A 14,795-nucleotide genomic window follows, 5' to 3' on the forward strand; every position below is an offset into this window, starting at 1 on the left:
TCTAACAAGCAAAACAGATACATAAACCTTAATAAATGCTAAGCATCCGCAATATTGTTAAACAATACGCCGGTCACCGTGCACTCAGTGATGTAAGTTTGGAAGTTGAAAGCGGGCAGATTTTTGGCCTGCTTGGCCCTAACGGTGCCGGTAAAACATCGCTTATCCGTATAGTTAACCAAATTACTGCTCCCGACTCTGGGGAGATCTATTTTAACGGCGAAAAACTTAACCAATCCCACATCGAACGTATCGGTTACCTGCCCGAAGAGCGCGGTCTGTACAAAAAGATGGAGATTGGAGAGCAGATGATCTACCTGGCTCGTTTGAAAGGGTTAAGCCGGGCTGAAGCACAAAAACGCCTTAAATTTTGGTTTGAGAAACTGGGGATGGAAACCTGGTGGAAAAAGAAAATAGAAGAGCTTTCAAAAGGCATGCAGCAAAAAGCGCAGTTTGTGGCAACAGTACTGCACGAGCCCGACCTGATCATTTTGGACGAACCTTTCAGCGGGTTCGACCCGGTAAACGCCGAACAGATTAAAGACGAGATCCTGAAACTAAACGAAAAAGGCGCAACCATCCTGTTCTCTACCCATCGCATGGAATCGGTTGAGGAGCTTTGCGACGCCATTGCCCTCATCCATAAATCGCACAAGATCCTGGATGGCAAGGTTAAACACATCCGCAACTCGTACCGTAACGAAACCTACCTTATTGAGTATGCCGGCGAACGTATAGCATTTGATGGCAGCCAGCCCTTTGAAATAATGAGCGAACTTATTGCCGATGAGGACAATCACAACATCAAAATAAAACTAAGGGAGGGGCATAACTCCAATGATGTACTGCAATACTTAATTCCTAAAGCGCGGGTAAATATGTTGCAGGAGGTTATCCCCAGCATGCACGAAATCTTCATAGAAAAAGTAAACCTAAATTCCACCGGCCATGAATAAAGTATTACTCATCATACAGCGCGAGTACCTTACCCGTGTACGAAAAAAATCATTTATCATCATGATATTCGTAGTACCGCTGCTGATCCTGGCTATGGGATTCGTTGTTACCATGGTAGCTAAAGACAGCGATAAATTATCTTCCTTGCAAACAGTGAACGTGATTGATAAAAGCGGAGATTTTGCCAATAAGTTCCACGACGTAACTAACGTAAAGTTCACGTATGCCCTCACTGATCTTAAATCATCAAAGCAGTTATTAAAGGACAGCGAAGGCATTTCTATTTTATATATCCCTGCAAACTATACGCAAAAGGATTCGGTGCAGATCTTTTCAAAAAAGAAAGCCTCTATCCCCCTTTCCGAAGAAATAGAAAAGCAGATGAGCGATATCGCATTTTCAAATAACCTGATCCGGCACCATATTGATACAGCCTTGTTGCGTAGCATAAAAAGAACTAACATATCATTAAATGCCATTGAAATTTCTGATAAAGGTGATAAGAATGCCAATATCGGCCCCAATATTTTGATTGGTATCGCCTGCGCTATCCTCATTTACATATCCCTGTTTATATACGGCGGCCAGGTAATGCGCGGGGTAATTGAGGAAAAAACCAATCGCATTATCGAAGTGGTTATATCATCAGTAAAGCCTTTTCAGTTGATGTTGGGTAAAATCATTGGCGTTGGCTTAGTTGGCTTAACCCAATTTGGTGCCTGGATAATTTTATCCGTAATATCCACCAAAATAGCCGGTCACGCGCTTAACTCTCCAACCAGTCCGATGATAAATGCGCTTGCGGTATTGCAAACCATTCCGTTCGGGTATATTATGGGCTGCTTTATATTTTACTTTTTAAGCGGATATCTTTTATACGCCGCCCTGTTTGCGGCCGTAGGCTCGGCAGTTGACAGTGAAACAGAAACCCAGCAGTTCATGTTCCCAATTACCATGCCCTTACTGTTCACTTATATTTTATCGGTATCGGTATTATTCCGTGCGCCGGACAGTCCCTTGGCGGTATGGCTTTCCATGATACCCTTTACGGCCCCTGTTGCCATGATGGTACGGATCCCGTTTGATCCACCACCCTGGCAGGTTGCTTTATCGATGAGCTTAATGGTAATAGGCTTTTTATTTACTACCTATGTTGCAGCGCGGATCTACCGTGTGGGCGTATTGATGTACGGCAAAAAAGCAAGTTATAAAGAGCTGGCTAAGTGGTTCTTTTATAAAGAATAATTTTTGATTTCGGATATTCGATTTCGGATTTACTGAATAAAATCCCCTGAGAATGGAAAACATTTTCGGGGATTATTTATTTTAGCCGTATGAGTAAACGCGTTGCAGTAATGGACCTGGGCACAAATACCTTCCATTTATTGATTGCCGAAGGTGAGATCCATAGCTACCGTGAAATTGTACATATCACCGAAGCCGTTAAACTTGGTGAGGGCGGTATTAACAAAGGATATATTTTACCCGAAGCATTTCAGCGTGGTGTAAATACTATGCAACGCTTTAATGAGCTTATCCACGCCAATAATGTTACCGGCGTTAGGGCAATAGCAACTTCGGCCTTGCGAAGCGCCTCAAATGGTAAAGATTTCATTAAAGAAGTTAAAACACAAACAGGCATTGCTATCGAGATCATTGACGGAGAACAGGAAGCCGGTTTTATTTATAATGGCGTAAAGTTAAGTGGATGCCTATCGGCCAAAAACTCGCTCATTATGGATATTGGTGGCGGCAGTGTGGAATTTATTTTGGGCAACACCGATAAGATCTTGTGGAAACAGAGCTTTGAAGTTGGCGCCGCCCGCCTTATGGACCGGTTCCATCATACCGATCCTATCCCCCCGGCATCTATCGAGGCTATGAATTTATATTTAGAGGATACCCTGAACGATCTGTTCATTGCCACTGCCGGTATTGAAATAGATACCCTTGTTGGCTCATCCGGCTCATTTGAAACTTTCGCCGGGCTCATAGAAACCGAAAAAGCAAAACCATTTGACCTGAAGAGCGTTCAGCATTATGATTTTGATGAAGAAGAATTGTTAACCATCACCAATAAGCTCATCCTTTCAAGCCATAAAGATCGTTTGGCCAATAAAGGCATCATACCTGTGCGGGTTGATATGATCGTAGCCGCTTCCTTAGTTACCCGCTTTATTATGCATGCGCTGGATCTTCATAAGGTGAGTATGTGTACAAATTCATTAAAAGAAGGGGTTTTGGCAGGTATGTTGGAATAATACTGATTTTAGCCTCCATCCTTTGTATATTGGGTGCTTAAATACATACCATGAAATTAAGATCTATCGGCATTTGCTTACTGTCGGTTTTAGCACTTGGCGCATCGGCGCAAAAAAGGAAACTCAACCCTAACGATACTTCATCAAACTACAACCCGGCCGAGGCTTTCTCGCCTATGTTTTATACCGAAAAAGGTAACTATTTCCATTCGGCCAATGGTGCGCCCGGACCAAAGTACTGGCAAAACAGGGCCGACTATAACCTGAAAGTCACCCTTGATACCGTAAGCAAAACCATCAGCGGTACAGTAGTGATTAACTATGTAAACAACAGCCCGGATGCATTACCCTACCTTTGGCTGCAGCTTGATCAAAATACTTATAAACAGGATGCCCGCTCTAACTTTTTTACCGACCGTACCCCCAGCGCTGACCAGCATACCAGCGGTTACCAGATAGAATCAGTATCAGTTGATAATGGCGATGTGATTAAACCTGTACCTTATATAATTACCGACGCCCGCATGCAGGTGCGCCTTGCACATCCGCTGCAAAAAGGGGCTATAAAACTGCGTATCAAATACCATTATATTATTCCCGGTGCATTTGGTGGCCGTACCGATTATTGCGATACCAAAAATGGCAAGATCTACGAAATTGCGCAATGGTTTCCGCGGATGTGTGTTTATGACGGTAGCCACGGCTGGGATACTCTGCCTTTCCTGGGCAGCGGTGAGTTTTATTTAGATTATGGCGATATCGATTACCAGGTAACCGTACCATGGGATATGATCGTAGCCGGATCGGGCGAATTGCTTAACCCTAAAGAGGTTTTGACAGCCAAACAAATTACCCGCTTAGACCAGGCCCGCAACAGCGATAAAACCATCATGATCCGCGATTTGGCCGAGGTTAATGATCCGGCCAGCCGCCCGGTTAACAAGGGTACCCTCACCTGGCATTTCAAAATGCTCAATACCCGCGATGTCGCCTTCGGTGCATCAAAAGCTTACATATGGGATGCGGCAAGGGTGAACCTGCCCGGCGGTAAAAAATCACTGGCAATGAGCGTTTACCCTGCCGAAAGCTACGGTAACGATGCCTGGGGCCGCGCTACCGAATATCTCAAAAAATCAATTGAATATTTTTCAGAAAAATGGTTTGTATATCCTTACCCGGTTGCTATTAACGAGGCCGGCATTGCCGGCGGTATGGAATACCCAGGTATTGTGTTTGACGGCATTACCGATAAGGGCAGCGTACTTTATTGGGTAACCGCGCATGAGATAGGCCATAACTGGTTCCCGATGATCGTAGGATCAAACGAGCGCCGTTATGCCTGGATGGATGAAGGCCTCAACACTTTTATTGACATATATGCTTCCGACGCCTTCAATAAGGGTGAATACGCCCCCAAGCGCGATAGTGAGTATGCGCCCGGCGGCGGTAACCCTGCCGATGAGATCATCCCTTCGCTGCTTGATCCGCAATCGCCGGGTATTATGACGGCCCCCGATGCCATCCCCGAAAAATACCGTCATCCCCTTACCTACTACAAGCCGGCCTTTGGCCTGGTATTGCTGCGCGAACAAATTTTAGGGAAAGACAGGTTTGACTATGCCTTTAAAAACTACATTAACCAGTGGGCTTACAAACACCCGCAGCCTGATGACTTTTTCCGTTCGATGGAGAATGGTGCCGGCGAAGACCTTTCCTGGTTTTGGAAAGGCTGGTTTTACAATAACTGGCTGATGGATATCGCCCTCATTGATGCCAGATATGCAGGTAAGGATGCTTCAAAAGGCATTACCATCAACGTGGTAAACAAAGAGCAACTGCCCATGCCATTTACCGTTGAAGTAAAATTTAAAGATGGCAGTAAAAAACGTTTTTACCTGCCGGTTGAAACCTGGCTGCAATACAAACAAATAACCTATACCCTGCCTACCACACAGGAGGCCGAATCGGTAACCGTTGACCCCGACAATGCCCTGCCTGACCTTAACCGCGGTAATAACAGCCAAAAGGTTAAATAAAGCATATAACGCCAGATGTTCATTTTTTTTTATGGTGAACACCTGGTGTATTTTTTAAAACAAACACACACTGATTATCAACCACTTGCATTTGTCCTAAAACACCAACTAAACACATACGCACTGATAATCAAACACTTAAATTCATATACTAAAAAAGGTTGAACACCCGCTTTTTAAAAATTGAACACTTCCCCCACCCTGCAATCAGCATCAATTAAAAATTTGTATAATCAGATTAATTGCGACTGGTTTGAAAAGTATTCATGTTAAAATTTCCTATTTCAGTTTATTTGAACAAATTGAATTATTTTCCTGACCATTTGTGTTAAGATTGCACATTGCATGTAAAGCTTATCCTACGGGAAACACAATTATTCATTTCTGAAATATTTAACTCCGTTTTGCACAACTTCTTAATTGCGATAAAAAAACTTCACTCCTAACAGGAATATATTGAAAATATTTATCGTTTTCCTCTAATTAATTCCCCCGCACTATAAGTTAACCACGTGCTTATTGATTAAAACAACGGGGGAAAATATTCCCCAAAATGAGTAAACAATAATCAATAATTAATTTCCTGAAATTTTCCATTTTTTCAACAAAAAGCACAACCATCAATACTATTCGCAACACGAATCCACATTTGAGTTGAAATTTGTACTTTAATTCCGTTTTTATTGAATCAGCATCATTATTGCACTTACTCTCCCGAAACCCTATTAATTTGAAAACACAATTACGCTGCGTTTTATTTACCGGATATCTGCTATGCCTGATCAGTTCAGTTGCGGCCCAGGAAACCAGCGATAACCTTACCTACTATTACAACAACTTTGAAACTTCATCTGCCGGTACTATAACTTCCTTAGGTGCAACCGGTGTTGGTAATGCAACCCGCACAAGTTCGTCGGTTACCATAGATGCATCAACCACCAGTGCTTTAAATGGCTCGGTAAGCCTAAGATCTGCAGTACCGGCAACCAACGCCATAAGCGCCATCAGGTGGGATTTTGTCGGAAGCGGCACATCCGGAAGCGTTGATCTTACTGCCAATGATTTTGAATGGAATTTTATTTATAAAAACAACAGCAACACGGGCCCATCCGATCCCGACGTGATGGCTGTTGGCAACAATACCTGGCGTTATTGGCTCATTGCCAATGATTATACCACCAATAACATGCAAGGTATTTATATAACCCATACGGGCACCACACTTAGCTTGCGGTACAGGTATGACAATGGCACCTTTTCGGGCCATTATAATGAACTGCTTAATGCTACCATGGCCAATGATCAGCAAACATACATGATCAAAGTACAACGTTTGAAAGACGGCCGCTGGGCAATTTTCAAGGACGTTTTTGTAGCAGGCATGACCACAGCCAAAACGCTTGTTGCGTCAAGTACAAGCACTACGGGCGGCGGCTACAGCACTTACTATTACTCCTATCTCGAATCAACATGTACTACCGCCGGCCGCTTTCAATGGGACAACTTTGATATGTATACCCGTGTGCTTCAATTTACCACCACAGGGGCAAACGGAACGGCTAATAATGTAACACAGCCTGCTTATTATGAAAATGAAAGCGTAACCCTGTATGGGCTAAAAATAATATCAAGGGGCAACTTTGTTATTAACCAACTGGTAATGAACACATCCGGGGCAGGTTTCGAAGGCTATTTCAATAGTTCAGGGAGTTTGTACCGATCAGATGATTCGTACTATTCTACATCGTCTGATGCATTGATAAGCTCGGTAACTTATACCGGGAACGCTATCCAGAATTATAATGTGGGCGATCTTATAACGAGTTCGGGCAATACCGATGGGTCATACTCGGTGCCCGGGTATTATTTTTGGACGGGCACGGTAAAAAGCCAGCTAAATTATGGTGGCAGCCCTACAGGTACCATTACCGTCACCAGCATTAACACCCTTACGGGGAATGGTAACAGCTCGGCCATTACTTATACGGGCCCATCGTCAAATGGTAATATCATAACTTTTGCAAATGCTATTGACTGGACAGGCGCATCTGACAATAACTGGAACAATACCGGCAACTGGAGCCCGGCAACGGTGCCAACTTCAACTAATGTGGCACGCATAGGTGTTGTTTCATTTAAAAACCAGCCTATTGTTCAAAGCAGCGTACCCAGTATAGCGTCCATGGTATTTGGCCCTTTAACCAGCACGCTATCCGGGTCTCCGTCAATTACCTTAACTATCAATAATACCTATTCACTTACGGTAAATGGCGCCATAACACAAAACCACAACAGCAGCAGCGGTGATGTAACAACAACCATTACGGGTACAGGAAACGCAACATTAAGCTGCAACTCATTTATTGTCGGCGATAATACAACGCCGCCCGCGCCGAACATATTTAGCTCGCCAACATCAAATACCACTACCATCAATACCACAGTCCCCGTATTTAGTATCACCAATTCGTTATCATTAAATACCACGTCTTCGGCACTTGGCTATTACGCCTTAGGGTTCCTGCAAAACTATTCGGTAAATAATGCGGCATTCCATCTAAATTCCGGATCATTAACTGTAAGCAACATAGCTACTACCAATTTAAACTATGTAAACCGGAATGATGGTATAGTAACTATAACCAACGCCGCATTAGTTGATATGGATACCGGTACCGGTGCCTCCACATTAACTTTAACTGGCAATACCCCATTGAGTGCTGCTACCGGCGGTACTATTGATTTCACAACAGGCGGAATCGGTACAGGACTTGTAAATTATGCAGCAACCTCGGGCACGCAAACAGTATACGCTACTAATGACAGCTTTATCGGAACCAACCCTTCCAATTATGATAACCTTACTTTATCAGGAGCTGCTGCTAAAACTGTTGACGGAGGTGCGCTAACTGTAAGCGAAAGCTGGGCCACAAGCGGCGGCGCCATAAACCTTAACACTAATAACCCTGTTATAACTGTTACAGGTACCTGGACCAACTCAGCAAACGTAACCCAGGGTTCGGGCAACATTGCCATTACAGGCAATACTACTAACAGCGCTGTTATAACGGGCGGTTCGGGCACACTAACTTTCAATGGCGATTATACCAATACAGGTACGTTTACGGCAGGTACCGGGACTGTATTCTTTAGTAAAGCAGGCGCTCAATCCCTTACAGACAACAGCACCAACGGCACAAAATTCAATAATGTTACTGTTAACGGCAGCAATACCAAAACCATGTCGGGCACAGGTAAATTCGCGGTATCATCCTCGGGTATACTTACTATGGGCGGTACAGCTACCCTTGCCGCCGGCGGCGTTTTAACATTAAACTCCGATGCTACGGGCTCGGCCACTGTAGATGCTATTCCTTCCGGAACAGCAATTACAGGCAATGTAAACGTACAGCGTTTTATAAGCGGCGGCAATTCATATAACAGGGGGTACCGTTTGCTTTCGTCGCCGGTTAACACGGGTTCGCCTGCTAAGGTTATCAGTATAAATTACCTTAAAAATTCATCATGGATAACCGGCACTACGGGTACTACAGGCGGCTTTGATAAATCGGGCAATCCCACAATTTATTGCTTCAGGGAGAATATAGCCTCATCGCAAGCCTCTTTTACAGCCGGCAACTTCAGGGGGATCAACAATATCAACTCATCTCCAACTTATATTTTTGATACAGACGGCTCACATACCATACCTGTTGGCAACGGCTTCCTTTTCTTTTTCAGGGGAGACAGGACAGCTGCCGATCTTGCAACGTCAACAACAGCAAGCTATGTGCCTACCAACACCACTTTAACAACAACAGGCACGTTAAATACAGGCAACATTACTGTAACAAACTGGTACAGCGGCACAACCAGCCTCTTGTTCAGCAATACTACAGGCAGCCAGGTTAACGGATATAACCTGGTTGGAAACCCTTACGCGGCCACCATCAATTGGGAAAAATTTAACCGCAGGGGCACAACAACAACCGTTTCCGCCACATCTTCGATTTATGGGGCAGGTTTCCCGTCGGAGGTATCTTCGGCTGCAACCTTATCGGCTCCGGGCAAAATATGGGTTTACAACCCAAAAACAAAGCAGTATGCCAGCTACATGCAAAAAGCAACTGCTATATCAACGGCGGATACAACTACCAATATTAATCCCGGCATTTCAAGCGATGGCTATGCAAGTAATATGATAGCCAGCGGGCAGGCCTTTTTTATACAGGCTACGTCAGCTTCGCAATCATTAACTTTCAGGGAATCGGCGAAATCAACAACGCAACCAACAGCATCAAACCTGATTGCCCTACTAAGTGCCCCTGCTGATAAGGGCTTGCAAAAACTGGCTGCCACAGCTGCCGATATGGGCATATTGAAAGCCGCCGAAGCACAATCAGCGGCTTCACAACAAACTTCATCATCATCGGCCGAACCGATATTAAGGCTGCAAATGATAAAGGATTCCATTAATACCGATGATATTGTGCTTGCATTTAACAACGATGCCGGCACAGCGTTTGAAAACAGTAAAGACGCGGAAGACCTGGGTACCAATGGCGCACAGATAGCATTATCGGCCCTGTCAAGCGATAGCGTCAAAACCGTCATCCATCACCGGCCTTTCCCAAAAAAACAACAGGAGATCATCCCCCTAACGTCTGACGCTTCCGCATCAGGGCCGTATCAATTAAAGTTAAGGGAGCTCAGCAATGTACCTGCCATCTACGAAGTATGGCTTAAGGATAACTTTACTAAAGATTCGCTGGATCTTAAACACAACAATATCTACAGCTATAATATTGATAAAAGCACTCCGGCTACTTTCGGTAAAAACCGGTTTCAGCTAATATTGCGCCAATCGCCTGCATTGGGCCTGCGGCTGCTTGATTTTAATGCCATCAAAGCAACGGACGGAGCTAAAACAACCTGGGTTGTTGAAAATGAGGCCAACTACACAACGTTTGCGCTGCAAAGAAGCATCGACGCCGGTAATACCTGGGAAGATTTGAAAGTTATACAATCGGAAGGTTTGGGCACCTACTCTTATACCGACCCTAACCCGGCTAAAGGCTTAAATAAATACCGTGTTCAGTTAACTGATTTAAACAATGATACCAGCCTGTCAAAAGAATTGCCGTTAATGTATGCCAATACAAAAAATAACATAGGCAATAGCCTGCTCTCGATATATCCAAACCCGGTAAAGGAAACGGTAAACTTAACCATAGCGCAATCCAACACAGCATCAAATTATAATATCCAATTAACTAACAGTAGCGGTATGATATTGAAGACAGTAAATATCACACAGCTTTACTGGAAAAACAACGTGGCCGGTTTAGTACCCGGAACATACATTATAAGGGTTATCGATAACAAAACAAAACAGTTGATTGGCACCGGTAAATTTTTAAAACTATAATAAACGATTTGCGCATATGAAAAAAAAGTTCTTTTTAACCGCTCTTGTTTTTGCGGCCGGCACCTTAAGTTGTTTTGCCCAGTTAGATAATCCCTGTGATAATGCCGACGGCGACGCTACCTGCCCGCTTGATACCTGGGTTATTGTTTTAGCTGCAGCTGTATTTACTTTTGCCGCAATTCATTTATACCGCAAACAAAAATCCCTCCAGGCTTAGCGCCCAAAGGGATTTTTGCATTAGTTCAATAATTGATCAGTAAATTTCTTATGCTTTTTTCATTGGCACCTGCGGCTGTTGTACCTGGTTAAGCTGTAGTTGCTCAATAATACCGTTAACAACTTTTGGCAATTCTTTTACAGTTTTTTGCGGATTGTGCAGTTCGCCAACACCAAAACCACGCCATACCAATTTGCGCGATCTGGTATCCATAATGTCGATAATCAGGGTACCTTCTTTGTAAGGCACGCGGGCATAACCGCCGCCGCCATAACCGTAACCATAAGGGTATCCCCAACCCCAGCCGCCGTAGCCATAAAACGGACGATAGCCCCAGCCACCGCCCCAACCCCAGCCAAATCCTAAACCAAAGCCCGGGTAACCGCCATAGTAATAAGGATAAAATTCAGTTTTCATTCCCCGGCCGGTAACTGTAGTATAACTTACCAGCAGATCGGGGTTGTTTTCCTGGAATTTTAACCCTTTGTTTTCCAATGCCGAAATAGCCGCATCCTTAACCCTTTCATCAGCCACTTCCTTTTTAACAACTGCGCCGGCTTTATTGGTCATGGTTGCAGGAGGTAGCCAGGCAAATGTACGGTAAGCGGATAAATCTGTTTTGTTTCGGGCTGCGGTGTAATAATTGTAACTGCTGCAAGCAGACAAGGCGGCCACCAGCAATAACACCAGCCCTGTATTCATAGTTTTTTTCATGACAAATTACTCCCTTTATTTAAAACATTAGACTGTGCAGGAAACAAAGGTTTAAATTAAATAATTATTTATTTAAATGTACCGGGAAAGCCCGCTTTATCAAAAAGTAACGATGTTTAGCGAAATTGTAACGACGAATAAAATGATTACCAGGCAGGAAAGGCACAAGTAATCCCTGCACGGGCAACCTCACAATACTTGCGCCAGTGAGAGACGGCGTGCGTAATACAGGAAATCTATTTGCTTAAGCTAAGCAATTGTGCATAAACCTTTTGGGTAGGTAAGCCAACAACATTGGTATAAGAACCTTCAATGCGTTCAATGCCTGTCAGGCCTATCAGTTCCTGGATGCCGTATGATCCTGCCTTGTCAAGCGGCTGATATTTATCTACATAATTGCTGATCTCAGCATCAGAAAGTTTGCGGAAGAGCACCTCAGTAAGATCATAAAAATTGTTATAATGCCCTTTATACAGCAAGCATACACCGGTAATAACCTGGTGTACACGGCCCGATAGCATTTGCAGCATTTCGATAGCATGTGCGCGGGTTTCGGGTTTACCCAGTATGAGGCCGTCAATACAAACTATGGTATCGGCAGTAAGCACAACCTCGTCCCCTACTGTTTCGTCAAATGCTTCGGCTTTTTTGCGGGCTATATGCAAGGCCACCTCTGCTGGGGTAAGCCCATCGGGAAATGACTCATCAACCTCTTTAAGCACAACCCTGAAATCAATATCCATAAGCCTGAGCAGCTCCTGCCGCCTTGGCGATTTTGATGCGAGGATTACAGGGGGAATAGCAGCCCCCTCTAAATCTCCCCCGGCAGGGGAGACTTTGTTTGGTATTGTGTTTGTAGCTGATGAATCCATAACCAATATATCAAAACGGAAAATTATTCATAAAGCCCTCCCTACCGGGGAGGATTTGGGTGGGGCCTACCAGCTATACGCCTGTTTGCTCATCCATTTATCCTGAACCTTGAGCACTTTTTCAATGATATCGCGGGCACAGCCTTTGCCGCCGCCATAGGGCGATACGTAGGCGCTAACCGCTTTGATCTCTTCAACAGCATCGGCAGGGCAAACAGGCAGGCCTGCAAGCTTCATCACTTCCAGGTCGGGGATATCATCGCCCATGTATAATACATTGGTAGCGATAATGCTTTTTTCTTCAAGATAGATCTTAAACCTTTGCGATTTGGTATGTGTGCCCATATACACATCCTGGATGCCAAGGCTGTTTAACCTGTACATGGCGCTTTTTGAGCGGCTGCCCGATATTGCGCAAACATTATACCCGCATTTAACGGCCAGTTGCAGCGCATAACCATCTTTAATATTAAAAGCACGGCTTTGTTCGCCCGCTTCCGTTACAAAAACAGACCCGTCGGTTAAAACACCATCCACATCAAAAATGAGGGTAGTAATATCTTTTAATTTATTCAGGAATGACTCCATTATTTTTTTGATTTCGCCGGTGATTTTATGATTTCACCGATTTTTTCTATTGAATTTCACCTGCTATTACAGGTGATTTTCAATGATTCCTTTCGCCTGCAAAATTGATTTAAACCAAGCCAGCAGCTGTTAAAACCACAGCTTAACTACCTGCTGCTAACTCAAAATTGCCAACTATTGATTATCCCGCCACTCGTATACCCAGGCCGATTGGATCTGCTCCAGGTGGCCTTCGTTTGATTCGGCACGGGCACCTGCAAAATTAGGCAGGCTCAATACCCACTCCAGCAGTTCGGTAAAACGGATGCGGTATATTTTTGATTCGTCAAAATCGTCACCAAACTTTTCATAAAGTTCAATGGCAATATCTTCATAATCATTCCAGTGAATTGGCAAGGCAAATTTATTATCGCTCATTTTTATTGATTTTACGTACTACCCGGGGGTTACGCTAATACGTTGTAAGTTATACGTTTTGTTTGTTGTTTTAAACGGATTAATGCAAATATTAGTGGCCTAAAAACTGCGACTGATCAGGCAGGGTAACTTCAATGTCGCCATCAACAATCACGCACTGGCAACCCAGGCGCGAGTTAATACGCGGGTTAACAGCCCTGTCAATAAAATCCTCTTCCTTATCGGATATCTCCTGGATGTTATCCATCCCCTTATTTACGTAAACATGGCATGTGCTGCACCCGCAAACGCCACCGCAATTGTGCTGTAGTTCAATGCCGTTCTCCAGGCATACGTCTAATACAGATTCGCCTTCGGCTATAGGTAACTCAATGCTTTCGTGCCCTTTTTCCTCGAAATTGATCTTTATTTTATAAATGTTCATTTAAGCAAAAGTAACAAAATTACTCGTCTGCCGTAAGCCCTTTATTGTTTTTGATAATACCCTGACTTAATAAAGTATAAACTTCCTGTAACATAGGCATATCGCCCAGCATCTGCATGTGCACAGCCATAGTACCCTCATCATTACGTACCGCCGGACCGGTTTGTACGTTGCGGGGTTCCTGTTCAAGTACCTTTTGGGCAGTTTCCAGGATCAGGGGGCGCAGCATGTTAAACTCCATTTGATTTTGTGCAAGCAGGTCCTGGGCAACCCCGTACAAATAATTGGGAAAATTACAGGCAAATACCGCTGCGAGGTGCAATATTTTGCGCCGGGCGGAGTTAACGCTATATACATGATTACTGATGGTAAATGCCAGCTGCTTTAAATCAGCAAGTATACCATCATCAGCACCTTCAAGACAGAGCGGGACAGATCTGAAATCAACCTCTCTTATCTTGCTAAACGTTTGCAGGGGATAAAACACACCGGCATTCGGGGTAAAAGCCAGCAAACTGTTCAAATCGGTTGAACCCGATGTATGTACTATTAGCTTTTTATGGGCCGACAATGCTTTAACAACAGTAGTTATAGCATCGTCCTTAACCGAAACAACAAATAATCCGGTATCAGGATTAATATTGCCGAGGTTGTCAATAGCTTCGGCACCTACATGGTAGGCCAGCAGCGCGGCATGCTGCATGTTGCGGCTAAATACCTGTACAATACGGTGACCGGCATTTTTAAAAGCTGCCGCCATATGCGTAGCAACGTTGCCCGAGCCTATTATGGTAATGTTCATATTATCTTTACAATGGGATAAATTATTTAACTAACTGTAGTATAAATATTTCTGTATTTTAGGAACCAACATCTAATAC

General features: G+C 44.0%; 12 protein-coding genes. 6 read left to right on the forward strand and 6 right to left on the reverse strand.

The annotated features are described in order from the left end of the window. The first annotated feature begins 35 nt into the window (after window positions 1-35). The 6 genes from SNE26_RS13325 to SNE26_RS13350 all read left to right on the forward strand — a co-directional run bounded on the left by SNE26_RS13325 (window position 36) and on the right by SNE26_RS13350 (window position 10,899). On the forward strand, window positions 36-956 hold the full coding sequence (locus SNE26_RS13325) for an ATP-binding cassette domain-containing protein (protein ID WP_321559843.1): 921 nt from the start codon (window positions 36-38) through the stop codon (window positions 954-956). Further along, window positions 949-2,202 carry an ABC transporter permease gene (locus tag SNE26_RS13330; protein WP_321559844.1) on the forward strand — a complete coding sequence of 418 codons (1,254 nt, stop codon included), beginning with the start codon at window positions 949-951 and terminating at the stop codon, window positions 2,200-2,202. The genes SNE26_RS13325 and SNE26_RS13330 overlap by 8 nt, the downstream gene beginning before the upstream one ends. 89 nt (window positions 2,203-2,291) lie before the next feature. Further along, on the forward strand, window positions 2,292-3,218 hold the full coding sequence (locus SNE26_RS13335) for a Ppx/GppA phosphatase family protein (protein WP_321559845.1): 927 nt from the start codon (window positions 2,292-2,294) through the stop codon (window positions 3,216-3,218). A 50-nt stretch (window positions 3,219-3,268) separates the two neighbouring features. After that, a complete protein-coding gene (locus SNE26_RS13340; protein ID WP_321559846.1) occupies window positions 3,269-5,254 on the forward strand; it encodes a M1 family metallopeptidase in 1,986 nt (661 codons plus the stop codon). Between the two features lie 730 nt (window positions 5,255-5,984). Next, complete coding sequence (locus SNE26_RS13345; RefSeq protein ID WP_321559847.1) at window positions 5,985-10,682, forward strand: T9SS type A sorting domain-containing protein; 4,698 nt, start codon at window positions 5,985-5,987, stop codon at window positions 10,680-10,682. Between the two features lie 16 nt (window positions 10,683-10,698). Next, window positions 10,699-10,899 carry a hypothetical protein gene (locus SNE26_RS13350; RefSeq protein ID WP_321559848.1) on the forward strand — a complete coding sequence of 67 codons (201 nt, stop codon included), beginning with the start codon at window positions 10,699-10,701 and terminating at the stop codon, window positions 10,897-10,899. A gap of 48 nt (window positions 10,900-10,947) precedes the next feature. Here the strand turns inward: SNE26_RS13350 and SNE26_RS13355 are convergent, their stop codons facing one another. From SNE26_RS13355 to SNE26_RS13380, 6 genes are all read right to left on the reverse strand, one after another. Beyond that, window positions 10,948-11,613, reverse strand: coding sequence for a DUF4136 domain-containing protein (locus SNE26_RS13355; RefSeq protein ID WP_321559849.1), 666 nt, complete (start codon window positions 11,611-11,613; stop codon window positions 10,948-10,950). Between the two features lie 236 nt (window positions 11,614-11,849). Beyond that, on the reverse strand, window positions 11,850-12,485 hold the full coding sequence (locus SNE26_RS13360) for a Maf family protein (protein ID WP_321559850.1): 636 nt from the start codon (window positions 12,483-12,485) through the stop codon (window positions 11,850-11,852). 66 nt (window positions 12,486-12,551) lie between these two features. Beyond that, a complete protein-coding gene (locus SNE26_RS13365; RefSeq protein WP_090524424.1) occupies window positions 12,552-13,073 on the reverse strand; it encodes an HAD family hydrolase in 522 nt (173 codons plus the stop codon). A 174-nt stretch (window positions 13,074-13,247) separates the two neighbouring features. Beyond that, the gene (gene iscX, locus SNE26_RS13370; RefSeq protein WP_321559851.1) at window positions 13,248-13,490 is read right to left on the reverse strand and encodes a Fe-S cluster assembly protein IscX; all 243 of its coding nucleotides are present in this window, start codon (window positions 13,488-13,490) and stop codon (window positions 13,248-13,250) included. Window positions 13,491-13,581: 91 nt separating this feature from the next. Beyond that, window positions 13,582-13,914 (reverse strand): 2Fe-2S iron-sulfur cluster-binding protein, encoded by a 333-nt coding sequence (locus tag SNE26_RS13375; protein WP_321559852.1) that lies wholly within the window; start codon window positions 13,912-13,914, stop codon window positions 13,582-13,584. Window positions 13,915-13,933: 19 nt separating this feature from the next. After that, a complete protein-coding gene (locus SNE26_RS13380) occupies window positions 13,934-14,716 on the reverse strand; it encodes a DUF2520 domain-containing protein (RefSeq protein ID WP_321559853.1) in 783 nt (260 codons plus the stop codon). Window positions 14,717-14,795 lie beyond the last annotated feature (79 nt).

Source organism: Mucilaginibacter sp. cycad4, from assembly GCF_034263275.1.
Lineage (GTDB): Bacteria > Bacteroidota > Bacteroidia > Sphingobacteriales > Sphingobacteriaceae > Mucilaginibacter.

Bases quoted from the DNA above. Each gene is read 5' to 3' on its own strand.
- SNE26_RS13330 (WP_321559844.1), top strand. From the start codon at position 949: ATGAATAAAGTATTACTCATCATACAGCGCGAGTACCTTACCCGTGTA.
- SNE26_RS13380 (WP_321559853.1), bottom strand. From the start codon at position 14,716: ATGAACATTACCATAATAGGCTCGGGCAACGTTGCTACGCATATGGCG.
- SNE26_RS13340 (WP_321559846.1), top strand. From the start codon at position 3,269: ATGAAATTAAGATCTATCGGCATTTGCTTACTGTCGGTTTTAGCACTT.
- SNE26_RS13350 (WP_321559848.1), top strand. From the start codon at position 10,699: ATGAAAAAAAAGTTCTTTTTAACCGCTCTTGTTTTTGCGGCCGGCACC.
- SNE26_RS13325 (WP_321559843.1), top strand. From the start codon at position 36: ATGCTAAGCATCCGCAATATTGTTAAACAATACGCCGGTCACCGTGCA.
- SNE26_RS13375 (WP_321559852.1), bottom strand. From the start codon at position 13,914: ATGAACATTTATAAAATAAAGATCAATTTCGAGGAAAAAGGGCACGAA.
- SNE26_RS13355 (WP_321559849.1), bottom strand. From the start codon at position 11,613: ATGAAAAAAACTATGAATACAGGGCTGGTGTTATTGCTGGTGGCCGCC.
- SNE26_RS13360 (WP_321559850.1), bottom strand. From the start codon at position 12,485: ATGGATTCATCAGCTACAAACACAATACCAAACAAAGTCTCCCCTGCC.
- SNE26_RS13365 (WP_090524424.1), bottom strand. From the start codon at position 13,073: ATGGAGTCATTCCTGAATAAATTAAAAGATATTACTACCCTCATTTTT.
- SNE26_RS13335 (WP_321559845.1), top strand. From the start codon at position 2,292: ATGAGTAAACGCGTTGCAGTAATGGACCTGGGCACAAATACCTTCCAT.
- iscX (WP_321559851.1), bottom strand. From the start codon at position 13,490: ATGAGCGATAATAAATTTGCCTTGCCAATTCACTGGAATGATTATGAA.